The sequence below is a fragment of the Pseudomonas sp. GW456-12-10-14-LB2 genome (genome assembly GCF_002884345.1).
In the GTDB taxonomy this organism is placed as follows: Bacteria; Pseudomonadota; Gammaproteobacteria; order Pseudomonadales; family Pseudomonadaceae; genus Aquipseudomonas; species Aquipseudomonas paraglycinae.
This window is the reverse complement of the sequence record NZ_POHV01000039.1, coordinates 12,763-35,238: the sequence shown is the minus strand read 5'-3', so window position 1 is coordinate 35,238 and position 22,476 is coordinate 12,763. Positions and strand designations below refer to the sequence as shown.

Below are 22,476 nucleotides of genomic sequence, written 5' to 3'. Positions count from 1 at the left end.
TTCAGGCCCCCAGCACGCTTTGGCCGCACACCCGCAGCGCTTGCCCGGTGAACGCGCCGGTGCCCGGCTGGGCCAGCCACGCCACGGCTTCGGCGACGTCTTGCGGCAGGCCACCCTGACCCAACGAACTCATGCGGCGCCCGGCTTCACGCAGGCCGAACGGAATGTGCGCGGTCATCTGGGTCTCGATGAAACCCGGCGCCACGGCGTTGATGCTGATGCCGCGTTCCAGCAGCGTCGGCGCCCAGGCCTGGGCCAGTCCTATCAGCCCGGCCTTGCTCGCCGCGTAATTGGTCTGCCCGCGATTGCCGGCGATGCCGCTGATCGAGGCGAGCAGAATCACCCGGGCGTTATCGCGCAAGGTGCCGCTGTCGAGCAGGGCCTTGGTCAACACTTGCGGTGCGTTGAGATTGACCGCGAGCACCGCGTCCCAGAACTCGGGCGTCATGTTGGCCAGGGTCTTGTCGCGGGTGATGCCGGCGTTGTGCACCAGAATGTCGAGGCCGTCCGGCAGCTGTTCGATCAGTTGCGTGGCGGCGTCTTCGGCGCAGATGTCGAGGGTGATGGCGCGCCCGCCGAGGCGAGCGGCCAGGGCGTCGAGATCGGTTTTCGCGGGCGGCACGTCGAGCAGGATCACCTCGGCACCGTCACGGGCCAGGGTTTCTGCAATCGATGCGCCGATACCGCGCGCCGCGCCGGTGACCAGCGCCTTGCGCCCGGCCAGTGGGCGCGTCCAGTCGGTCACAGGCGTGGCGCAAGGGTTCAGGCGAATCACTTGCCCGGAGACGAACGCACTTTTCGGCGAGAGGAAAAACCGCAGCGGTCCTTCCAGTTGATCCTCGGCACCTTCGCCGACGTAGATCAGTTGCAGCGTGCCGCCGCTGCGCAGCTCCTTGGCCAGTGAACGGGAGAAGCCTTCGAGCGCTCGCTGTGCACTGGCAGCAAACGGTTCGCGCAGGGTTTCCGGGGCGCGGCCGAGGATCACCAGATGTGCGCTGCTGTCGAGGTTCTTCATCAACGGCTGGAAAAATTCACGCAGTTGCTTGAGCTGGTCGGTGTGCTGCAAATCGCTGGCGTCGAACACCACGGCCTTGAGTTTCGGGCCGTGGCCGGGAATCCATTGGGTGGCGGTCGCCGGCTGGTCGCCGTAGCGGTAGATCGCGTCGGTCAGGCGATTGGCGAAGGTGCTGACCCGCTCGGCCAGCGGCCCGCCGCCGATCAGCAGCGCACCTTCCACCGGCCGCAGGCGCCCGGCCTGCCAGCGTTCCAGCCGCACCGGCGACGGCAGGCCCAGGGCCCCGACCAGACGGTGGCCGATGGACGAGTTGGCGAAGTCGATATAGCGGTCAGACATGGAACGCTCTCCAGAAGATGGGGTTCAAAGTGTGGACTGCGAAGGGCAATCAATCGTTCGATCCACGCAATAAGGCCTACGCTAGAACAGCAGAGTAGTTTGCCCTCGGCGCTTTTGTGGCCCGACCGGGTTTTCAGCGCTCGATTTTCAGACCGGATATTTCACAAGGAGCATTTCATGAGTCAGCTGCGCCGCGTCGCGATCATTGGTGGCAACCGCATTCCGTTCGCCCGTTCCAACGGGCCGTATGCCACCGCGAGCAATCAGGTGATGCTCACCGCCGCCCTCGAAGGCCTGATCGAACGCTACAACCTGCACGGCCAGCGCATCGGCGAAGTGGTCGCAGGGGCGGTGCTGAAATTGTCACGGGATATGAATCTGACTCGCGAATGCGTGCTCGGCTCGCGCCTGTCGCCGGCGACGCCGGCCTACGACATTCAGCAGGCCTGCGGAACCGGCCTGGAAGCGGCGTTGCTGGTGGCGAACAAGATCGCCCTCGGCCAGATCGATTGCGGCATTGCCGGCGGCGTCGACACCACGTCGGATGCGCCGATCAGCGTCAGCGAAGGCCTGCGCAAGATCCTCCTGCAAGCCAACCGCGCCAAGACCACCGGCGACAAGCTCAAGACCTTCCTGCAATTGCGTCCGAAACACCTGATCCCCGAATTCCCGCGCAACGGCGAACCACGCACCGGCCTGTCGATGGGCGAGCACTGTGAATTGATGGCGCAGACCTGGAACATCCCCCGCGAAGAACAGGATCAACTGGCCTTCGAAAGCCACCACAAACTGGCGGCGTCCTACAGCGAAGGCTGGCACAACGACCTGATGACCCCGTTCCTCGGCCTGACCCGCGACAACAACCTGCGCCCGGACCTGACCCTGGAAAAACTCGCCACCCTGAAACCGGCCTTCGAAAAAAGTGCCAAGGGCACGCTGACCGCCGGCAACTCCACACCACTGACTGATGGCGCCTCGGTGGTGCTGTTGGGCAGTGAGGAGTGGGCGAAGGAACGTGGTCTGCCGATCCTTGCGTACCTGCGGGACGGCGAAGCGGCGGCGGTGGATTTCGTCAACGGCGCCGAAGGGCTTTTGATGGCTCCGGTGTACGCGGTGCCACGCTTGCTGGCGCGCAATGGCCTGACCTTGCAGGACTTCGACTACTACGAAATTCACGAAGCATTTGCCGCGCAAGTGTTGTGCACGTTGAAGGCCTGGGAAGATCCGGAGTACTGCAAGACCCGGCTCGGGCTGGACGCGCCGCTGGGCTCGATTGATCGCAGCCGCTTGAACGTCAAGGGCAGCTCGCTGGCGGCGGGGCATCCGTTTGCCGCGACGGGCGGGCGGATCGTGGCGAACCTGGCGAAGTTGCTGGATGCGGCGGGGCAGGGGCGGGGGTTGATTTCGATTTGTGCAGCTGGCGGACAAGGTGTCACCGCCATTATCGAGCGTTAGAAGAGCAAAAGCTTTCCCTCACCCCAGCCCTCTCCCGGAGGGAGAGGGAGCCGACCGAGGTGTCTGGCGTTATACATCGACCTGAAAAAAACGAGTCGATTATGGATTCGGTAAAGCAGGATCAAGTCGATGCATCTTTGAAGCATCCCCCAATCAGTCCCCTCTCCCTCCGGGAGAGGGCTAGGGTGAGGGGGCTTTTCAGGGCTCCCCCCAATCTCAAGTCCGGAACCGCCGCACCAACCCATCCAGCTCATTCGACAACCCCGCCAGACTCTGCGAATCCAGCCGCGCCGAATTCGCCAGCTCCGCCACCAACTGCGCATCACCATGAATCTGGCTGATGTGCCGATTGATGTCCTCAGCCACCTGATGCTGCTCTTCCGCCGCCGTCGCAATCTGCGTGTTCATGTCACGAATCACATCCACCGACTCACGGATCTGCCCAAAGCTCTCCCGCGCCTCGCCAATCCGCGCTACCGATTGCTGCGACACATCAAGACTGGCACGCATCTGCTGGGTCACCGCGCTGGTGCGTTTGGCGAGGTTGCCCAGCAGCCCGTCGATTTCCGCCGTCGAGTCAGCCGTGCGTTTGGCCAGTGCGCGAACCTCATCGGCCACCACCGCAAAACCACGCCCCTGCTCACCGGCCCGCGCCGCTTCGATGGCCGCGTTGAGCGCCAGCAGGTTGGTCTGTTCGGCGATGGAACGGATGGTGCCGAGGATCGACTGGATGTCGTTGCTGTCGCGTTCCAGTTGTTGCATCGACTGCGCCGATTGCTCCAGTTCCTGGCTCAGTTGATCGACGCTGTGCACCGCCGCATCGATCTGTTGCTGACCTTCGCGGGCCTGACGCTGGCCGCTGTCGGCCGACTCCGCTGCCTGGCTGCACGAGCGGGCGACTTCGTTGGCGGTGGCGACCATTTCGTGGAACGCGGTCGAAACCATGTCCACCGCTTCGCGCTGGCGCCCGGCGGCTTCGGCCATGTCGCCGGAAACCCGGGTCGAACTCTGCGAGGTGGCGAGGATTTTCCCGGCCGCGCCGCCGATGTGCTGGATCAGGCTGCGGATCGCGGTGAGGAACTGGTTGAACCAGTTGGCCAGTTGCGCAGTTTCGTCGCTGCCACGGATGTCGAGGTTCTTGGTCAGGTCGCCTTCGCCCTGGGCGATGCCTTCCAGACCGCTGGCCACGCTGCGGATCGGCCGCACGATCAGGCTGGCGAAACTGGCGCCGACCACCGCGAAGATCACCGCCAGCACGGCAGCGATGATTGCGATCAGCCAGGTGAGTTTAGTGGCCGAGCTCATCACGTCGTTCTGTTTGATCAGGCCGATGAAGGTCCAGCCCAGTTGTTCCGAAGGCCAGACGTTGGCCATGTAACGTTCGCCGTTGAGCTCGACTTCCACCAGCCCTTTGCCGGCCTTGGCCAGTTGCGCGTAGCCCTCGCCGAGGCTGTCGAGCGGCTTGAAGTTGTGCTCCGGCTGCTTGGGATCGACCAGCACCGTGCCGCTGTTCTCCAGCAGCATCAAGTAACCGCTTTCGCCGAGTTTGATCTGTTTGACGATCTCGGTGAGCTGCTTGAGCGTCACGTCGATACTGACCACGCCGCCGTTGCTGCCGAGCTTGTTGTCGATGGTGCGCACGGTGCTGACATAGGTCGCATCGTCCTGCGCCCAGTAATAGGCGGCGGTGCGAAACGGCTTGCCGGGCTTGGCCTGCGCGGCCTTGTACCACGGGCGCTGACGCGGGTCGTAGTTGCTCAGCTTGGGATCGTCGGGCCAGGAAACGTAGCCGCCGGCAGCGGTGCCGACGATTGCGTAGGCGTAGGCCGGGTGACTGTTGCCCAGATCCTGCAAAAAGGCGAAGACCTTCTTGTCCATCTCGCCCTGCGGAATGCTTTCGGCGTTGGCGCTCATGTAGGTCTTGAGGCTGTCGTCGGTGTTCTTGATCAGCGGTTGCGTCGCCAGGTAGTCGACGTTCTGGCTGATGCCGTCAAAGAAAAGCTGCATGGCGTTGCTGACCTGACGGATCTCGCGCCCGCTGCTGTCGACAAAATCGTCCCGTGCATCGCTGCGCAGGTTCAGTACCACCAGCGTGGCGACCAGCACCACGGGCAAGCAGGCGATGATTGCAAACGCCCAGGTCAACTTCTGTTTGATGTTCATCCGCGCTCCAGATTTTCTTGTAGGCCCACGCAGTGCAGATGACTCGCGGTTATTGGCAGCCGAAAAACGTTGTTTTCCACCCGTTTCCTTGAGTGCGACATCGAAGTTTTTTTTGGAACGATTGTCGGACAAATTCCTCTGTCTCTGAGGAATTCGGCTGCCGGAGGGGGAAATTGAGGCCGGAAGAGAAAATTCTTACGAGCTGCGTGCAGCGGGATGTCAGATTCTGTCGCAAATGCCCTCAAGTCCTGTCGCCAACAACCTCGACAGCCTCGGCTATGATTCGCAGCGGTCGATAAAGAGGCGGATCGGCCCGGTTTATCCGGCACAGTGTGTGCATCCACAGGTTCACAGGTCGGCAACCCCTCCCCGTGATGCGAGGATTGCCGTATAACGAATGACATTCGCGTGTTTGGTAATAAAGGACCCACAATAAAAGCTGATGAAGACTCCAAAACGCATTGAACCCCTGATCGAGGACGGTCTGGTCGACGAAGTGCTGCGTCCACTCATGAGTGGCAAAGAAGCAGCTGTTTATGTGGTGCGCTGCGGCAATCAGTTACGTTGCGCAAAGGTCTACAAGGAGGCGAACAAACGCAGTTTCCGCCAGGCGGCCGAGTATCAGGAAGGCCGCAAGGTTCGCAACAGCCGACAGGCCCGGGCGATGGCCAAGGGTTCCAAGTTCGGGCGCAAGGAAGCCGAAGACGCCTGGCAGAACGCCGAGGTCGCGGCGCTGTTCCGCCTGGCCAACGCCGGTGTGCGTGTGCCCAAGCCGTACGACTTCCTCGAAGGCGTGCTGCTGATGGAGCTGGTGGCCGATGAATACGGCGATGCCGCGCCGCGTCTGAACGATGTGGTGCTGGAGCCGGATCAGGCCCGCGAGTATCACGCGTTCCTGATTTCGCAGATCGTGCTGATGTTGTGTACCGGTCTGGTGCACGGTGACCTCTCGGAGTTCAACGTGCTGCTGACGCCGACAGGGCCGGTCATCATCGACCTGCCGCAAGCGGTGGACGCCGCCGGCAACAACCACGCGTTCAGCATGCTCGAGCGTGACGTCGGCAACATGGCTTCGTACTTCGGTCGCTTTGCCCCGGAGTTGAAGAAGACCAAATACGCCAAGGAAATGTGGGCGTTGTACGAAGCGGGTACGTTGCACCCGGCCAGCGTGCTGACCGGCGAGTTCGACGATCCCGAGGACCTGGCCGATGTCGGCGGGGTGCTGCGCGAGATCGAAGCGGCGCGTCTGGATGAGGAGCGCAAGCAAGCCATCCGCGCGGCGGACGACGAGCCCAAGGGCAAGTCCGACGAACCGCCTCCGCCACCGTGGATGCAGTGAGCATCTGAAAAAGAAAACCCGGCTTCGGCCGGGTTTTACACATTCAAGGATTGATTGTGACCACCACTTCCCGCAATGCCCGGCTGATCATCACGGCCCGGTTGATTTCCGATTTCGGCGCTTTCCTCAACATGGTTGCGCTGGCCACTTATGTCTATCTGCTGAGTAACAGCGCGATGAGCGTCGGGATCTTCCTGGCCAGTCGCGTGGGCGGCGGGATTTTCGCCAGCCTGATCGGCACCGCGTTTTATCGTCGATGCAGCGGTCGCGTGCCGTTGATTGCCTTCGACCTGCTGCGCGCCGCTGTGCTTGGGCTGTTGCTCATCGTGCCGGTCAGTCAGCAGGCTGCCGCTGATCGCGTTCGGTCTGGGCTTTGGTAATTCGATGTTCGCCATCGGCCTCAACAGCCAGTTGCCGCGCTTGATCGAGCCGGCGCAGTTGCTCAAGACCAATGCCTGGATCACGTCCGCCTCGTCCATGGCGATGGTCGGCGGCAGTCTGGTGTCCGGGCTGCTGGTCGCGGGGTTTGGTTTTGAAACGGTGTTCGCGCTGAACGCGGTGACCTATCTGTTGGCGGCAGTGTTGATTGCGCCGCTGCGGTTCAGCGCACCGGAGCCGGTGGTCGAATCCAGCGCTAAACAGGGTGAATGGTCGGCTTTGCTGCAAGGCCTGCGCAGCGCTCCCGTGGTGGCGGCGATGCTCGCTGTCACGATGGCCGACACCTTGGGGAGCGCTGCGCACAACGTCGGCTTCCCGATCATTTCCAGACTGCTGACACCGGACTCGGCGAGCACCACGCTGGGCCTGATGCTCGCGGTGTGGGCCGCCGGCAAGCTGCTTGGCGCGCGGATCGCCAGTCGCCTCAACGGCTCGGAAAACATCCATCTGGAGCGCCGCTATTTCGGCGGCGTGTTGCTGATGTCCTGCGGCTTCATCCTGATGTTCCAGCAGCACAGCGTCGTCGGTCTGTTGCTGTTTTCGCTGCCGGCCGGACTGGGTGACGGTTTCTCGGAAGTCGGCCTGATGTCACGGCTGCAACGGGAACCGGAGCCCCTGCGCCTGCCGATCTTCAGCTTCCTGACGCTGTTGCAGATGACCGGATTCGGCGTCGGCATGCTGATCGCTGCACCGTTCTATGCGTGGTGGGCGCCGGGTGCCGTGGTGCTGTTGTTCCACGGCATTCCCCTCGCCACAGTGCTGTCGATGAAAATCCTGTTGCTCAGACGCGCGCGGGTTGCGCGCAGCAGCCCGACGCCAGTTCCTTGAGGATCGGGCAGTCCGGGCGATGGTCGCCGTGGCAGTGCTCGACCAGATCCTGCAGGGTGTCGCGCAGTTCGCCGAGTTCGCGGATCTTCTGATTCAGCTCGTCGATGTGCTGGCGGGCCAGGGCCTTCACATCGGCGCTGGCGCGCTGGCGATCCTGCCAGAGCGTCAGCAGCTTGCCGACTTCCTCCAGCGAAAAGCCCAGGTCCCGCGAACGCTTGATGAATGCCAGCGTGTGCAGGTCATCGTCACCGTAGACGCGATAGCCGCTGTCGGTGCGATGGGCAGCCTTGAGCAGACCGATCGACTCGTAGTAACGGATCATCTTCGCGCTCAGGCCACTGTGGCGGGCCGCTTGGCCGATGTTCATCGGTTGTCCTCCAGATCCTCGGGTTTCCAAGTTTTCAACAGTAGCGCATTGCTCACCACGCTGACGCTCGACAGGGCCATCGCCGCGCCGGCCAGCACCGGATTGAGGAAGCCGAACGCCGCCAGCGGAATGCCGATCAGGTTATAGACGAAGGCCCAGAACAGGTTCTGGCGGATCTTCGCGTAGGTCTTGCGGCTGATCTCCAGCGCCGCCGGCACCAGCCGAGGATCGCCGCGCATCAGGGTGATGCCGGCGGCGTGCATGGCCACGTCGGTGCCGCCGCCCATGGCGATGCCGATGTCTGCGGCGGCCAGCGCCGGTGCGTCGTTGATGCCGTCGCCGACCATGGCCACGACCCCGGTTTTCTTCAGCTCGGCGACAGTGGCGGCTTTCTCCGCCGGCAGCACTTCGGCGTGGACGTTTTCGATGCCCAGCGCATCGGCGACCACCCGGGCGCTGCCGCGGTTGTCGCCGGTCAGCAGGTGGCTGTGGATGTGCTGGGCGGCCAGTTGTTGCACCGCGTGCAGCGCGCCGGGCTTGAGGGTGTCGCCGAAGGCGAACAGGCCGAGTACGCGGGGCGTCGGACTTTGCTCGATCAGCCACGACAGCGTGCGACCCTCGGTTTCCCAGGCCTTGGCAGATTCGCTCAGGTTTCCGGCGTTCAGACCGCTTTCTTCCAGCAAGCGCCGGTTGCCCAGCGCCAGGCGCCGGCCGTCGAGGCTGCCGGCGATGCCGCGCCCGGTCAGGGACTGGCTGTCGCTGACATCCGGTACGTTCAGGCTACGTTCGGCACAGGCATCCAGCACCGCTTTGGCCAGCGGATGCTCGCTGCCGCGTTGCAGCGCGCCGGCCGCTGTCAGCAGGGCGTTTTCGTCACCGTCGATCGCACTGAAATGCGCAATGCGCGGCGTGCCGGAGGTCAGGGTGCCGGTCTTGTCGAACACCACGGCGCTGACTTCATGGGCACGTTCCAGTGCTTCGGCATCCTTGATCAGAATCCCGTGCCGCGCGGCCACGCCGGTGCCAGCCATGATCGCGGTCGGTGTCGCCAGGCCGAGGGCGCAGGGGCAGGCGATCACCAGCACTGCGACGGCATTGATCAACGCGGTTTCCAGCGGCGCGCCGTACAGCCACCAGCCGATCAGCGTGGCCAGGGCCAGCAGCAACACGGTCGGCACGAACACCTGACTGACTTTATCCACCAGTTTCTGGATCGGTGCTTTCGCGGCCTGGGCGTCCTCCACCAGGCGGATGATCCGCGCCAGCACGCTTTCCGCGCCGAGCGCCGTGGTGCTCACCAGCAAGCGACCTTCGCCATTGATTGCCCCGCCGGTAACCTTGTCGCCCGGTTGTTTGGGTACCGGCAGGCTTTCGCCGCTGATCAGCGCTTCATCGGCGTGGCTCTGACCTTCCAGCACTTCGCCGTCCACCGGGAAGCGTTCGCCGGGTTTGACCAGTACCCGATCGCCGAGGCGCAGGGCGCTGATGGCGACGTCCTGTTCGCGGCCATCGATGACTTGAATCGCCCGCTCCGGGCGCAACGCTTCCAGTGCGCGAATGGCGCTGGCGGTCTGGCGTTTGGCGCGGCTTTCCAGGTATTTGCCGAGCAGCACCAGCGCGATGACCACCGCCGAGGCCTCGAAATACAGGTGCGGCATGCGTCCGTCAGCAGTCGCCCATTCATAGAGACTCAGGCCATAACCGGCGCTGGTGCCCAGCGCGACCAGCAAGTCCATGTTGCCGGCGCCGGCGCGCACGGCTTTCCAGGCGGCCACATAAAACCGCGCGCCGAAGATGAATTGCACCGGGGTCGCGAGGGCGAACTGCGCCCAGGCCGGCAGCATCCAGTGAATGCCGAACGGTTGCAGCAGCATCGGCAGCACCAGCGGCAAGGCGAGGGCGATGGCGCAGATCAGCGCCCAGCGTTCATGGTTCAGGCGTTGCTGGCGATTGTCGGATTGTGGATGTTCGAGTTCGAAGAGACTGGCCGAATAGCCGGCCTTGCTCACGGCGGCGATCAGGGTTTGCGGATCGACCGCGCCGAGCAATTCGAGGTGGGCGCGTTCATTGGCGAGGTTGACGCTGACGCTTTTCACCCCCGGCACTTTATTCAGGGCACGTTCGACACGACCGACGCAGGACGCGCAGGTCATGCCGTCGATGTTCAATTCCACGGTTTGCTGCGGCACGCTGTAACCGGCGCGTTCGACCGCCTCCATCAGCGCCGGCAGGCTGTCGCCGGGGGCCTGCACCCGGGCCTGTTCGGTGGCGAGGTTGACGCTGACGGCGCTGGCGCCGCTGACTTTGCTCAACGCCCGCTCGACACGACCGGCGCAACTGGCGCAGGTCATGCCGCTGATGGGCAGATCGAACGTGATGGAATCGGACATCGGTCGTACTCCCTGTAGAAGATGCCTACAGGATCAACCTTGCCATGCTGGCAAGGTCAAGCGCCAGTTTCCGCTACCGGCTGCTCGCTTGTTCGCCTGATCGTTCCCACGCAGAGCGTGGGAACGAGCGGCAGGCCTTAGTAACCGAGGCCGGTCGGCTTGAGGTACATGCCTTCCTGGTTCATCGCGATGCGGAATTTCAGGATGTCGCCGGCATGCAGTCTGATCTCCTGCGAGCCCGGCGCGAGCATGCCCGGGTTGCAGCCCGGCATTTGTCCCGGCAGCAGTTTAAGGCGCAGCGAGACATTGCCCGGCGGCAGGTTGAACGACGTGCTTTGCTCCTGGAACAGGCGCGCCGACAGTTGATCCTGGATGTACACGCCGATTTCGCACGAGGTCGCCACTTCCAGGCGCTCGCGGGAAATGATCAGCACCCCGTAATCTTCCCCGGCGGCATGCACCGAAGGGATCGCGGCAAAGAGGCTGAGAAAGCCAAACAGGCTGAAAGCTGACCAGCGCATGGCTGAATCTCCTGAATTCATGTCATTGATGCATGCAGCTTGGCCGAGCGCGGCGACGATTGCCAGCCCGGCAGTTTTTTGCAGAACTTGACCTTGCCATCGTGGCAAGCCCGAAACTGCCGGCAACCTCACTCAAAGGAGTCATTCCATGCAAGTGTTCACTGTTGAAGGCATGTCCTGCGGTCACTGTGTCAAAGCCGTCACCCAAGCAGTGCAGAGCAAGGATCCGGCCGCCAGCGTGCGGGTCGATCTGGCGGCGAAGGAAGTCGGCGTCGAAAGTGCGCTGAGTGCCGAGCAGGTGATCGAGGCGATCAGCGAAGAAGGCTACGCCATCAAACTCGCCTGATCTTTTTAATAGTTAGCGAGCTACCGGAATGTTCAAGGCGTCCTCGCGCGGCTAGACTGTCGGGCTGCACTCTCTACTAAAGTGCCCTCCCAAAGCCTGCCGAACGTGGACGCCTGATGAACTTCCGTACCCTTCTGATTCTCGGTGCCCTGACCGCTTTCGGTCCGTTGGCGATCGACTTCTATCTACCCGCGTTTCCCACCATGGCGCTGGCGTTCGGCACCGACGAGAAACACGTCCAGCTGACGCTGTCGGCTTACTTCTTCGGCCTGTCCATCGGTCAACTGGCTTACGGGCCGTTGGCGGATCGCTTCGGCCGGCGGATTCCGTTGCTGATCGGTCTCACGCTGTTCACGCTGGCGTCAGTGGCCTGCGCCTATGCGCCGAATCTGGAGTGGCTCATCGCGGCACGGCTGCTGCAGGCGCTGGGCGGTTGTGCGGGGATGGTGATTGCCCGGGCGGTGGTCAGCGACAAGTGCGACGCGGTGGGGTCGGCGAAAGTCTTCTCGCAGTTGATGCTGGTGATGGGGCTGGCACCGATCCTGGCGCCGATGCTCGGCGGACTGCTGGTGAATACGTCGGGATGGCAGTCGATCTTCCTGGTGCTGACGGTATTCAGTGCCCTCGCCGGGCTGGCGGTGGCCCTCGGCCTGCCGGAAAGCCTGCCGGCGCATGTTCCGCGTCAGCCGTTGTCCGGCGCGCTGCGTCAGTACGGTCGGCTACTGGCGGACCCGGTCTACATGGGCCATGCCCTGACCGGCGGCATCGCCATCGCCGGGATGTTTGCCTACATCGCCGGCTCGCCGTTCATTTTCATCAAGTTGTATGGCGTACCGGCCGAACATTTCGGCTGGCTGTTCGGCACCAATGCGGCCGGGTTCATTCTGGTGGCGCAGGTCAATGCGCGACTGCTGGCCAAGCGTGGTCCGGCGTTCCTGTTGTCGCGGGCGGTCTGGGTTTACCTGTGCGCCGGGCTGACGCTGCTCGCGGTCAGCGCCTTGCACACCGAGGCGCTTTGGCCATTGCTGATTCCATTGTTCATCTGCGTGGCCAGCCTGGGCTGCATCAGCCCCAATGCGGCGGCGTGTGCGATGAACGGGCAGGGCGGTCGCGCCGGCAGTGCTTCAGCGTTGCTCGGCAGCATGCAGTTCAGCGTCGCCGCCGGGGCTTCGGCGCTGGTGGGGATCCTGCACGATGGCACCGCCGTGCCGATGGCCATCGTCATCAGCTTGTGTGGTTTGCTGGTGGTGTGCGCAGCGACGCTCACCCGGCGCATGCAGAATGCCCGGGCGCTGGCAAAGGCACAGACCGAAGTCTGAACGGAAGAACTCAGCCGACAGCGCGTTGCTGGCCGAGGTCGGGAATCTGATGGGGCGCGCAGATACGCGCTTCGAGGGTGCGGGTGAAGGCTCGAGCTTCGGCCTCACTGCGGAAGGTCACGGCGTGTTGGTCGAGACGAACTTGCCACTGGGACTTTGCCACTTCTTTTATCAGGATCTTCATTGCTGACCTCCCGTACGTAAAAGATCTGCATCGCAGAGGACTCGATTGTAGTCCTGAATACGATCGCAATTGTGACAAGGGTCAAGCATCTGACTGACGGCAAAAAAACACCGCAGCCCCCGAGCCAGCCACATCGGAGGCTGGAGAAGGCTGCGGTCTTGCGAGTTTTAGAAACCTTCTAAAACAATTTTCCCCTTGGCCTTGCCACTTTCCAGCAGTTCATGGGCGCGGCGCAGGTTGCTCGCGTTGATCGTGCCGAAGTGCTCGCCGACCGTGGTTTTCAACGTCCCGCTGTCGATCAGCCCGGCCACCCGGTTGAGCAGTTTGTGCTGCTCGATCATGTCCGGCGTTTCGAACAGCGAGCGGGTGTACATGAACTCCCAGTGCAGCGACAGGCTCTTGCGTTTTAGCTTGGTCACGTCCAGCGCTTTCGGATCGTCGATCAGTGCCAGTTTGCCTTGTGGCGCCAGGGCTTCGACCAGTTGGTCCAGGTGCTGGTCGGTCTGGGTCAGGCTGGCAACGTGGGTCACGTGGGTGACATCGGCGCGTTTCAGTTCTTCGCTCAACGGCTGGCTGTGATCAATCACCAGGTCAGCACCCAGCTCGGTCACCCAGTTGCGGGTCTCCGGGCGGGAGGCGGTGCCGATCACTTTGAGCCCGGTCAACTGGCTGGCGAGTTGGGTGAGGATCGAACCGACGCCGCCCGCCGCACCGACGATCAGCAGGCTCTGGCCTTCATCGGTATTGCCTTCGCGAATCTGCAGGCGTTCGAACAGCAATTCCCAAGCGGTAATCGCGGTCAGCGGCAGAGCAGCGGCTTCGGCGAAACCGAGGGTTTTTGGCATATGGCCGACGATCCGCTCATCCACCACGTGCAGTTCGCTGTTGCCACCGGCCCGGGCGATGGAGCCGGCGTAGAACACCTTGTCGCCGGCCTTGAACAAGGTCACTTCACTGCCGACCGACTTGACCACACCGGCCACGTCCCAGCCCAGCACCTTGGCGGCGCCGCCTTCCGGCGCGACGTTGTGGCGAACCTTGGTGTCCACCGGGTTGACCGAAATCGCTTTGACTTCCACCAGCAAGTCGCGCGGGCCGGCTACCGGCTCTGGCAGTTCGATGTCTTGCAGGGATTTTTCGTCGCTGATCGGGAGCGAGGCGTAATAGGCGATGGCTTTCATGGCGAACTCCGAAAGTGAATAAAGGAAGGTTTCAGGCGATGACGCGCAGGCGCTTGAGTTCGAAGTGTTCGAGGAACGCCTCGGCCTGGCTGCGGAAATGCTGGATATGGGCGCTGGCATCATGGACTTGCAGGGCTTCGTCGCTGGCCCACTGCTCGATCATGTAGAAGGCCAGCGGGTTGGCCAGATCCTGGTGCAGTTCGTATTGACCGCAACCGGCTTCGGCGCGGGTCGGTTCGATCAGGGCACGCAGGTGCTGTTCGAGGGCGTCCTGCTGGCCAGGTCGGGCAATCAGGGTGGCGATGGCGGTGAAAGGCTGGGACATGTTCGACTCCGGGACGGGATGAATTCGATGGATGGCATGATTGGCTATTTCTGCCGGAGATAAAACCGGCTAAAAGAGCAGTCTCTTTCAATATTTTTTTGATAATCGGGGCTGACGATGCTGCGTTTCGATGACTTGCAGTTGTTTGTCCGGGCGGCGGATCTGGGCAGCCTGTCGGCGGCGGCGCGGGTAATGGACATGTCCGCCGCCGTGGCCAGTGCCGCGCTCAAGCGGATCGAGCAACAACTGGGCGCACGGCTGTTGGCACGCTCCACTCGCAGTTTGCGGCTGACGGCTGAAGGTGAAGGGTTTCTCGAATACGCCCGGGCGGCGCTGAGCAACCTTGATGAGGGTCGCCGCCTGCTGGCCAGCGGGCAGGATCAGGTCAGCGGAATTCTGCAGCTGTCGGCGCCCTCGGATTTCGGACGCAACTTGCTGTTGCCGTGGCTCGATGATTTTCAGCGCGAAAACCCGAAACTGACGGTGCGCCTGCTGCTGGGTGACCGCATCGCCGACCTGTTTCGCCAGCCGGTGGACATCGCCTTGCGCTACGGCGAGCCGGAGGATTCCAGTCTGGTGGCGTTGCCGATTGCCCCGCACAACCGACGGGTGCTGTGTGCATCACCGGCCTACCTGGCCCGGCACGGCGAACCGCTGCATCTGGAACAGCTCGCACAGCACAACTGCCTGCTTTATATGCTCGGAGGCCGGGTGCACGACCATTGGAGTTTCCACGACGGCAAGCGCGAGGTCGGCCTGACCGTCAGTGGCGACCGCTTCAGTGACGACGCCGATGTGGTGCGCCTTTGGGCTGTGGCGGGAGCCGGCATCGCTTACAAATCGTGGCTCGATGTGGCCGGTGATGTGCTGGCGGGACGGCTGAAAGTGCTGTTGCCGGAGCTGCTCTGCGAACGCGCTCCGCTGAATCTGCTGTGCGCCCATCGCGCACAATTGAGTAAGCCGGTGAACCTTCTGAGGGAGATGCTCGCCAGCCGTTGCGCCGAATTGAGTAGCCGTTTTCCCGTTTTCCAGAAGTCTGACCATTAGTCGCAGGTAAATAGCGAAATTTCTCTCAGGAACAATCACCAACCACGGCCGCTCCGGCGCAGGACGCCGCGAGCAACCCGCTTATACTAGCGACCGCCTGATGCCCGCACCAAAAGGCCGATGCGAGAACGATCAGAGCGCAACCGGCCGGGTAGGGACGAGGGTCGCGACAGTGCTGCGGTTTCCTTGCTGCGGCGCGCTGCCTCGCTTGGGCTCAAGGTATTTTGCGCGCCTTGGCCGACGACTGATTACTGGTCAAGATGTCTATGAGCTGTAGACGATACGATTCAACAGGGAGTGAATAGATGGAACATGCACCTTGCATCAGCCAGATCGCCACGTTGCTGGCCGATCCCAAACGCAGCGCAATGATGTGGGCGCTCATGGATGGCTCGGCGCGGCAGACCGAGGAGCTGGCGTTGCTGGCGGGGCTATCGCCGTCATCGGCCAGTGCGCATCTGGGGCGCTTGTCCGCTGGCGGTCTGTTGAAGGTCGAGGCGCGCGGTCGCAAACGCTTCTTCCGCCTGGCGGCTCCCGAAATCGGCGCGGCCATCGAAGCGCTGGCCAGCGCCACGTTGGCCAGCGCTCCACGAGAAATCCCCGACGTATTCAAGCGTGCCTCGCCGGTCGTCAGACCCCAGGCCGCGCCTTCGTCACTGCTGCGCGCGCGGTTTTGCGACGACCATCTGGGTGGAACGCTGGCCGCCGACCTGTACCAGCGCCTGCTCGACGCCGGCTGGATCGAGCAGCTTGAACATAGAGTGGTGGTCACGCACAAAGGCTCGACACAACTGGCCGGGCGCGGGGTGTACATCCAGGCGCTGGCCCACCGCAACGCTCAGGTGGCGTGCGCCTGTCCGGACTGGAGCGAGCGTCGCCCGCACATGGGGGGCTCGCTGGGCGCGGCGTTGCTGCAGCTGTTCATGCAGTCGGGCTGGCTGGTGCTGCCCAACGATTCCAGAGCCCTGCAACTGACGGCGGCGGGCCAGCGGGAAATTCATCGTTTCGCCTGTGAAACCGAGCTGGAAATGGCGTTGTAGAGCGCTTTCTTCCACTGGCTTGCTACTGAACGTCGTCAACGGCTGCGAACACGTCGCATCTGGCACAGGCGCGCAACCGCTATCGCGCACACTCGATCCGGGGACTTTTCGGATTGAGGAGGTGGCATGGACACGGGAAACTTCAGCGCGGCAGATCGACTGGAGCGCCTGCCAGTCAGCGGTTATCACCGGATCATCTTCATCATCATCGCCCTGGCGTTTTTTTTCGACTCCATGGATCTGGCGATGATGACCTTCCTGCTCGGCTCGATCAAAGCCGAGTTCGGCCTGAGCAGTGCGCAGGCTGGCCTGCTGGCCAGTTCGAGTTTTTTCGGCATGGTGCTGGGGGCGTCGCTGTCCGGATTGCTGGCGGATCGGTTCGGCCGCAAACCGGTGTTCCAGTGGAGCATCGTCTTGTGGGGACTGGCCAGTTACCTGTGTTCCACGGCGCAGACGGTCGAGAGCCTGACGCTGTTTCGCATCCTGCTGGGAATCGGCATGGGTATGGAGTTTCCGATTGCCCAGTCGATGTTGTCGGAGTTGATTCCTGCACAGCGTCGGGGTCGTTACATCGCCTTGATGGACGGTTTCTGGCCGCTGGGTTTCGTCGCGGCGGGCGTGCTGTCGTATTTCCTGCTGCCGTTGATTGGCTGGCGCGACATCTTTCTGGTGCTGGCGGTGCCGGCAGTGTTCGTGCTGGCGATCCGCTTTTTCATTCCCGAGTCGCCGCGCTGGCTGGAACAGGCCGGCAAGCATGACGCGGCGGACAAAGTGTTGCGCGGGATCGAGGCGCGGGTACAGGCCTCACTCGGTGGTGCTGCATTGCCGGAGCCGGTTCGTCTGCCACGCAGCGTGTCCCCGCCGGGCCATTTCCTTTCGGCACTCAAACAGATCTGGTCACCGCTGTATCGCCAGCGCACGACGATGATCTGGAGCCTGTGGTTCTTTGCGTTGCTCGGCTTTTACGGTCTGACGTCCTGGCTCAGTGCGTTGTTGCAACAGTCGGGTTTCGCCGTGACGCAGTCGGTGTATTACACGGTGCTGATTTCCCTCGGCGGGATTCCCGGCTTCCTGATGGCGGCCTGGCTGGTGGAACGTTGGGGACGCAAGCCGGTGTGCATCGTCACGTTGCTCGGCGGCGGGGTGATGGCGTTTCTGTACGGACAAAGCGCGGTGTTTGGCGGCAACGTGGCGCTGCTGATCGGCACGGGCCTGTTGATGCAGTTTTTCCTGTTCGGCATGTGGGCGGTGCTCTACACCTACACGCCGGAACTGTATCCGACCTCGGCGCGGGCGACGGGCTCGGGGTTCGCCTCGGCCATCGGGCGCGTGGGGTCGTTGCTCGGTCCGTTGGTCACCGGGCTGGTGTTCCCGATCACCGGGCAGGGCGGGGTGTTTGCGTTGGGGGCGCTGTGCTTTGCGATTGCAGCGGGAGTGGTGTGGCTGTTCGGGATGGAGACCCGGGGCAAGACGTTGGAAGAGCTGACTGAAGCAGTTGTGCGCTGAGACCTGAAAAGCCGTTCGAACACGGGCGTGTTCGAACGGCTTTGTACTGTTACGGTTTTACCAACCGCGCATCCAGGCTGTTCTGCGCCAGGCGCTTGGCCTGATCCTGGGTCATGCCCAGGTGAGTGTGCAGCGCGTGGAAGTTCTCGGTCACGTAACCGCCGAAGTACGCCGGGTCATCGGAGTTCACCGTGACCTTCACGCCACGCTCGAGCATGTTGAGGATGTTGTGCTGCGACATGTGATCGAACACGCAGAGCTTGGTGTTCGACAGCGGGCATACGGTCAGCGGGATCTGCTCGTCGATGATCCGCTGCATCAGGCGCTCGTCTTCGATGGCGCGCACGCCATGGTCGATACGCTGGATTTTCAGCAGGTCGATGGCTTCCCAAATGTACTCCGGCGGACCTTCTTCGCCAGCGTGGGCGACGGTCAGGAAACCTTCGTGACGGGCACGATCGAACACGCGCTGGAACTTGCTCGGCGGGTGACCCATTTCGGAACTGTCCAGACCTACGGCGACAAACGCGTCACGGAACGGCAGCGCCTGATCGAGGGTTTTCTGTGCTTCGTCTTCGCTCAGGTGGCGCAGGAAGCTCAGGATCAGACCGCTGGTGATGCCCAGTTGCTGCTCGCCGTCCTTCAGCGCGGCGGCGATGCCGTTGAGCACCACTTCGAACGGGATGCCACGGTCGGTGTGGGTCTGCGGATCGAAGAACGGTTCGGTGTGGATCACGTTCTGTTCTTTGCAGCGCAGCAGGTAGGCCCAGGTCAGGTCGTAGAAATCCTGGGAGGTGCGCAGCACGTCGGCGCCCTGGTAATACAGGTCGAGGAATTCCTGCAGGTTGTTGAAGGCGTAAGCCTTGCGCAGGGTTTCGACGTCGCTCCACGGCAGGGCGATCTTGTTGCGTTCGGCCAGGGCGAACAGCAGTTCGGGCTCCAGCGAGCCTTCGAGGTGCAGGTGCAGTTCGGCCTTGGGCAGGGCGTTGAGCCAGTCGTACATATTCTTTTCTCATCAGGTGCAATGACGGCATTCTACAGATGCCCGCCGAAACAATTGGCAAAACCTGACCAACCGATCCATCACACCGCTTCTTGCTCCCGGCGATAGGCGTAGGTATCGGCGAAGCGCGACAGCAGGAATTCGGCGCAGGTGGTGGTCGGATATTTCGCCGGATGGTGTGCGTCCTGGCAACCGGGCAGGCACTCGATGCGGGTGTCCGGGTGCGGTTCGGCGAAGAACGGCATCGAGTAGCGATCCACGCCGAGCGGGCTGATCACCCGGTGCGGAGTCGAGCGATAACGGTCGTTGCTCCAGCGCGCCATCATGTCGCCAAGGTTGACCACGAACGTGCCGTCGATGGGCGGTGCGTCGATCCACTGGCCTTTGACGTTTTTCACCTGCAAGCCGCCGGCCGCGTCCTGATACAACAACGTGATGCAGCCGTAATCGGTGTGCGCCCCGGCACCTTGCTGTTCGGCGGAACTGGCGGTGTGGCGCGGCGGGTAGTGAATCATTCGCAGCACGCTGACCGGCTCGTTGAAGCGCGTGTCGAAGAAGTCGCGCTCGATGCCCAGCGCCAGAGTCATGGCCCGCAGCAGGGTTTGCGCAAGCGCTTGCATGTCGAGGTAGTGCTGTTCCATCAACGTTTCCCAGCCGGGAACGGCCGGATGACGGTTGGGACCGCGCAAGGGTTTTTCTGCCAGTACCTCGGGATGATTGGCCGGCAGGTGCAGGCCCATGTCGAAGGTTTCCTTGAGGTCGCTGGGTTTGTCCGGGTCGAGTTGTTCGGTGGCGATGGCGCCGTAGCCTCGGTGATGGACGGTCTGGGTGATGTCGATCTTGAGTTTTTCCGCGCTCGGCAGCGCGAAGAAGTGCCGGGCGTGATCGAGCAGGGATTCGATGCGCTGCGCAGAAATCGGGTGGCCCTTGATGTAGAAGAAGCCCCATTCGCGGCAGGCGTGGTCGATCTGTTCGGCGACGGCCGGCCAGGCGTTCTGGTCGTCGGAGTAGAGCGGCGAGATGTCGATGATCGGAAGTTGGTTCATTTCGAATGCTCTTCAGCGACCGCTCCCATCCAGGGAGGAGCGGTCAGGGTCAGGTGGTTACTTCGGCATCTCGGCCTTCATGCCTTCGACGTAGTAATTCATCGACGCCAGTTCGGCGTTGGTAGCGCTGACCCCCGCCGGGATTTTCTCGACGCCGGTCTGATCCTTGATCGGCCCGGTGAACGGTTGCAGCGCACCGCTCTTGATGTCGGCGATGATCTGCTCGGCTTCGGCCTTCACCGGTGCCGGCACCAGATCGCTGATCGGCAGTTCGACCGTGCCTTCCTTCAACCCGCCCCAGTAGTCCTGGGCTTTCCAGGTGTGGTCGATCACGCTCTGGGTCGCCTGAATGTAGTGCGGCGCCCAGTCGTTGACGATCGAGGTCAGCACCGCTTTCGGCCCGAAGTGCGCCATGTCCGAAGCGTAGCCCACGGCATACACACCGCGTCGCTCGGCGGCCTGGATCGGCGCCGGGCTGTCGGTGTGCTGGAACACCACGTCCACGCCCTGATCGATCAGCGCGTTGGCGGCATCGGCCTCTTTGCCGGGATCGAACCACGAGTTGACCCATACCACTTTGATCTCGGTGCCGGGGTTGTACTTGTTCAAGGCCAGCTGGATGGCGTTGATGTCGCGGATCACTTCGGGGATCGGGAACGAGGCGACGTAACCGATCTTTTTGGTCTTGGTCATCTTCGCCGCGAGGAAGCCACCGACGTAACGGCCCTCGTAGGTGCGCGCGAGATAGGTGCCGAGGTTCTTGTCCTGCTTGTAGCCGGTGGCGTGTTCGAAGGTCACCTTGGGAAACTGTTTGGCGACTTTCACCGTTGGGTTCATGTAGCCGAAAGAGGTGGTGAAGATCAGGTCGTAATTGTCCTTGGCCATGTTGCGGATCACCCGCTCGGCGTCGGCGCCTTCGGCGACATTTTCCACGTAGTTGGTGGTGATCTGCGTGCCGAGTTTTTCCGCCAGCGCCTTGCGCCCCTGTTCATGCTGATACGTCCAGCCGTGGTCGCCGATGGGGCCGATGTAGACGAAACCGACTTTCAGTGGATCGGCGGCACTGGCGCTCAGGCTGAGGCCAAGGCCCATGGCGATGCACAGCAGTGTTTGCAGTGGACGTTTTTGCATGAACGCGAACTCCCTTTTGTTGTGTGTGGGGAGGGCAATGCAAAAGACTGACCAAGCGGACAACAAATCGAGTCGAAATCGCGGCGGGGCCTTCGCGAGCAAGCTCGCTCCCATGTGGCAACACGTTGATCAGTGGGAGCGAGCCTGCTCGCGATGAGGCCGGCCGGGCCGAAAAAAGTGCATGTCCGTACAAGGACGCCATCCACTGGTGCGCTAAGGTGTAACGAAACGTTAGCGCCGCCCCGCAGTCAGTAGCTCATTCGCACTATTCGGCAAAAAGGCCCGTCATGTTCACCATCCTCAAGCAAGAAAGCTTTCTGCTGTTGGCCGTCATTGCCACCTGTGTTGCGTATCCGCTGGAGCACTGGCTGCTGCACAGCGGCCAGATCGTCGCGCTGACGGCCGGGCTGGTGCTGATTGCGTTCATCGTCGCCGCCTCGATGCGCGTCGCCCATCAGGCCGAATTGCTCGCGGAAAAAGTCGGCGACCCGTACGGCACGATGATCCTGACCCTGGCCGCCGTGCTGGTGGAAGTGGTGATTCTGGCGATCATGATGAGCAACGAAGCCTCGCCGACCCTGGTGCGCGACACGATCTATTCGGCGGTGATGCTCGACATCAACGGCATCCTCGGCCTCGCCGCGCTGATGGGCGGGATCAAGCATGGTGAGCAGTCCTACAACGATGACTCGGCCCGCAGCTACAGCGTGATGATCCTCACCGCCATGGGCGTGTCGATGGTGGTGCCGGAGTTCATCCCCGAGGCCAACTGGAAAATCTATTCGGCCTTCACCATCGGCGCGATGGTGCTGCTTTATGCGTTGTTCCTGCGCATGCAGGTCGGGCCGCACAGCTACTTTTTCAGCTACAGCTACCCGGACAAACGTCGCAAGAAAGAGCCCGTGGAACAAGAGCCGAAACCGGTCAGCCTGGCGCTGTCGATCGGCATTCTGGTGTTCGGTGTGGTGGTGATCGGCGCACTGGCCGAGGTGATGTCCAAGACCCTCGATCTGGGCCTGGAAGGGACGGGCGCACCGCCGGTGATCACGGCGATTCTGGTGGCGGCGATTTCGGCGGCGCCGGAGATTCTGACTGCGTTACGCGCGGCGTTGGCCAACCGCATGCAGTCGGTGGTCAACATTGCGATGGGTGCTTCGTTATCGACGGTGATCCTGACGGTGCCGGTGATGGAAGCGATGGCGCTCTACACGGGGCAGCCGTTTCAGATGGCGATGACGCCGGTGCAGACGGTGATGATCTTCATCACGCTGATCGTCAGCGCGATCAACCTCAATGACGGCGAGACCAATGCCATTGAGGGCATGACCCACTTTGTGCTGTTTGCGACGTTCATCATGTTGTCGCTGCTGGGGTTGTGATTGATCGTTCCCACGCTCTGCGTGGGAATGCCGCAAGGGACGCTCCGCGTCCAACGCTGGAACGCAGAGCGTCCCGTTATGCATTCCCACGCGGAGCGTGGGAACGATCAGAGG

At 62.6% G+C, this 22,476-nt stretch carries 19 protein-coding genes and 1 pseudogene; 9 read left to right on the top strand and 11 right to left on the bottom strand.

From position 1 onward, the window contains the following. Nucleotide 1: 1 nt before the first annotated feature. The gene (locus C1X29_RS23325; protein WP_102688512.1) at nucleotides 2–1,354 is read right to left on the bottom strand and encodes a 3-oxoacyl-ACP reductase; all 1,353 of its coding nucleotides are present in this window, start codon (nucleotides 1,352–1,354) and stop codon (nucleotides 2–4) included. Nucleotides 1,355–1,531: 177 nt separating this feature from the next. On the opposite strand from C1X29_RS23325, the gene C1X29_RS23320 reads away from it, so the two are divergent. Continuing rightward, nucleotides 1,532–2,809 (top strand): acetyl-CoA C-acetyltransferase, encoded by a 1,278-nt coding sequence (locus C1X29_RS23320; protein ID WP_064379268.1) that lies wholly within the window; start codon nucleotides 1,532–1,534, stop codon nucleotides 2,807–2,809. Between the two features lie 216 nt (nucleotides 2,810–3,025). Here C1X29_RS23320 and C1X29_RS23310 read toward each other — a convergent pair whose 3' ends face one another. Further along, the gene (locus C1X29_RS23310) at nucleotides 3,026–4,972 is read right to left on the bottom strand and encodes a methyl-accepting chemotaxis protein (RefSeq protein WP_102688510.1); all 1,947 of its coding nucleotides are present in this window, start codon (nucleotides 4,970–4,972) and stop codon (nucleotides 3,026–3,028) included. Nucleotides 4,973–5,414: 442 nt separating this feature from the next. On the opposite strand from C1X29_RS23310, the gene C1X29_RS23305 reads away from it, so the two are divergent. Both C1X29_RS23305 and C1X29_RS23300 read left to right on the top strand, forming a co-directional pair. After that, nucleotides 5,415–6,311: a PA4780 family RIO1-like protein kinase gene (locus tag C1X29_RS23305; RefSeq protein WP_011332300.1), complete on the top strand. Its 897-nt coding sequence runs from the start codon at nucleotides 5,415–5,417 to the stop codon at nucleotides 6,309–6,311. A 56-nt stretch (nucleotides 6,312–6,367) separates the two neighbouring features. Then, nucleotides 6,368–7,577: pseudogene (locus C1X29_RS23300) on the top strand (MFS transporter). Here the strand turns inward: C1X29_RS23300 and cueR are convergent. The 3 genes from cueR to C1X29_RS23285 all read right to left on the bottom strand — a co-directional run bounded on the left by cueR (nucleotide 7,531) and on the right by C1X29_RS23285 (nucleotide 10,855). Continuing rightward, nucleotides 7,531–7,944, bottom strand: a complete 414-nt coding sequence (gene cueR / locus C1X29_RS23295; protein ID WP_102718474.1) for a Cu(I)-responsive transcriptional regulator — start codon at nucleotides 7,942–7,944, stop codon at nucleotides 7,531–7,533. The pseudogene C1X29_RS23300 and the gene cueR overlap by 47 nt on opposite strands. Then, nucleotides 7,941–10,334 (bottom strand): heavy metal translocating P-type ATPase, encoded by a 2,394-nt coding sequence (locus C1X29_RS23290; protein ID WP_102718473.1) that lies wholly within the window; start codon nucleotides 10,332–10,334, stop codon nucleotides 7,941–7,943. The genes cueR and C1X29_RS23290 overlap by 4 nt, the downstream gene beginning before the upstream one ends. A 137-nt stretch (nucleotides 10,335–10,471) precedes the next feature. After that, nucleotides 10,472–10,855 carry a hypothetical protein gene (locus C1X29_RS23285; protein WP_085609268.1) on the bottom strand — a complete coding sequence of 128 codons (384 nt, stop codon included), beginning with the start codon at nucleotides 10,853–10,855 and terminating at the stop codon, nucleotides 10,472–10,474. A 148-nt stretch (nucleotides 10,856–11,003) separates the two neighbouring features. On the opposite strand from C1X29_RS23285, the gene C1X29_RS23280 reads away from it, so the two are divergent. Both C1X29_RS23280 and C1X29_RS23275 read left to right on the top strand, forming a co-directional pair. Beyond that, the gene (locus C1X29_RS23280) at nucleotides 11,004–11,201 is read left to right on the top strand and encodes a heavy-metal-associated domain-containing protein (protein ID WP_007958490.1); all 198 of its coding nucleotides are present in this window, start codon (nucleotides 11,004–11,006) and stop codon (nucleotides 11,199–11,201) included. A 116-nt stretch (nucleotides 11,202–11,317) separates the two neighbouring features. Further along, the gene (locus C1X29_RS23275) at nucleotides 11,318–12,520 is read left to right on the top strand and encodes a multidrug effflux MFS transporter (RefSeq protein ID WP_102718472.1); all 1,203 of its coding nucleotides are present in this window, start codon (nucleotides 11,318–11,320) and stop codon (nucleotides 12,518–12,520) included. Nucleotides 12,521–12,530: 10 nt separating this feature from the next. Here the strand turns inward: C1X29_RS23275 and C1X29_RS29480 are convergent, their stop codons facing one another. From C1X29_RS29480 to C1X29_RS23265, 3 genes are all read right to left on the bottom strand, one after another. Continuing rightward, nucleotides 12,531–12,704 carry a hypothetical protein gene (locus C1X29_RS29480; protein ID WP_011332306.1) on the bottom strand — a complete coding sequence of 58 codons (174 nt, stop codon included), beginning with the start codon at nucleotides 12,702–12,704 and terminating at the stop codon, nucleotides 12,531–12,533. A gap of 167 nt (nucleotides 12,705–12,871) precedes the next feature. Beyond that, entirely contained in the window at nucleotides 12,872–13,885 is a 1,014-nt protein-coding gene (locus C1X29_RS23270) for a zinc-binding alcohol dehydrogenase family protein (protein ID WP_102718471.1), read from the bottom strand. A gap of 31 nt (nucleotides 13,886–13,916) precedes the next feature. Continuing rightward, on the bottom strand, nucleotides 13,917–14,210 hold the full coding sequence (locus C1X29_RS23265; RefSeq protein WP_102718470.1) for a putative quinol monooxygenase: 294 nt from the start codon (nucleotides 14,208–14,210) through the stop codon (nucleotides 13,917–13,919). A 117-nt stretch (nucleotides 14,211–14,327) separates the two neighbouring features. Here C1X29_RS23265 and C1X29_RS23260 point away from each other — a divergent pair, with 117 nt between their 5' ends. From C1X29_RS23260 to C1X29_RS23250, 3 genes are all read left to right on the top strand, one after another. Then, nucleotides 14,328–15,257, top strand: coding sequence for a LysR family transcriptional regulator (locus C1X29_RS23260; RefSeq protein ID WP_102718469.1), 930 nt, complete (start codon nucleotides 14,328–14,330; stop codon nucleotides 15,255–15,257). A gap of 305 nt (nucleotides 15,258–15,562) precedes the next feature. Then, nucleotides 15,563–16,297 carry a helix-turn-helix transcriptional regulator gene (locus tag C1X29_RS23255; protein ID WP_007958496.1) on the top strand — a complete coding sequence of 245 codons (735 nt, stop codon included), beginning with the start codon at nucleotides 15,563–15,565 and terminating at the stop codon, nucleotides 16,295–16,297. Between the two features lie 126 nt (nucleotides 16,298–16,423). Further along, nucleotides 16,424–17,803, top strand: coding sequence for an MFS transporter (locus C1X29_RS23250; protein ID WP_102688504.1), 1,380 nt, complete (start codon nucleotides 16,424–16,426; stop codon nucleotides 17,801–17,803). A 49-nt stretch (nucleotides 17,804–17,852) separates the two neighbouring features. On the opposite strand, the gene C1X29_RS23245 is transcribed toward C1X29_RS23250, so the two are convergent. From C1X29_RS23245 to C1X29_RS23235, 3 genes are all read right to left on the bottom strand, one after another. Further along, a complete protein-coding gene (locus C1X29_RS23245; protein ID WP_085748592.1) occupies nucleotides 17,853–18,806 on the bottom strand; it encodes an adenosine deaminase in 954 nt (317 codons plus the stop codon). 80 nt (nucleotides 18,807–18,886) lie between these two features. After that, a complete protein-coding gene (locus C1X29_RS23240; RefSeq protein ID WP_102718468.1) occupies nucleotides 18,887–19,852 on the bottom strand; it encodes a 2-oxoglutarate and iron-dependent oxygenase domain-containing protein in 966 nt (321 codons plus the stop codon). 57 nt (nucleotides 19,853–19,909) lie between these two features. Further along, nucleotides 19,910–20,983 (bottom strand): BMP family ABC transporter substrate-binding protein, encoded by a 1,074-nt coding sequence (locus C1X29_RS23235; RefSeq protein WP_102718467.1) that lies wholly within the window; start codon nucleotides 20,981–20,983, stop codon nucleotides 19,910–19,912. A gap of 287 nt (nucleotides 20,984–21,270) precedes the next feature. Between C1X29_RS23235 and C1X29_RS23230 the strand changes: the two genes are divergently transcribed. Then, nucleotides 21,271–22,362: a calcium:proton antiporter gene (locus C1X29_RS23230; RefSeq protein WP_102718466.1), complete on the top strand. Its 1,092-nt coding sequence runs from the start codon at nucleotides 21,271–21,273 to the stop codon at nucleotides 22,360–22,362. The last annotated feature ends 114 nt before the right edge of the window (nucleotides 22,363–22,476 follow it).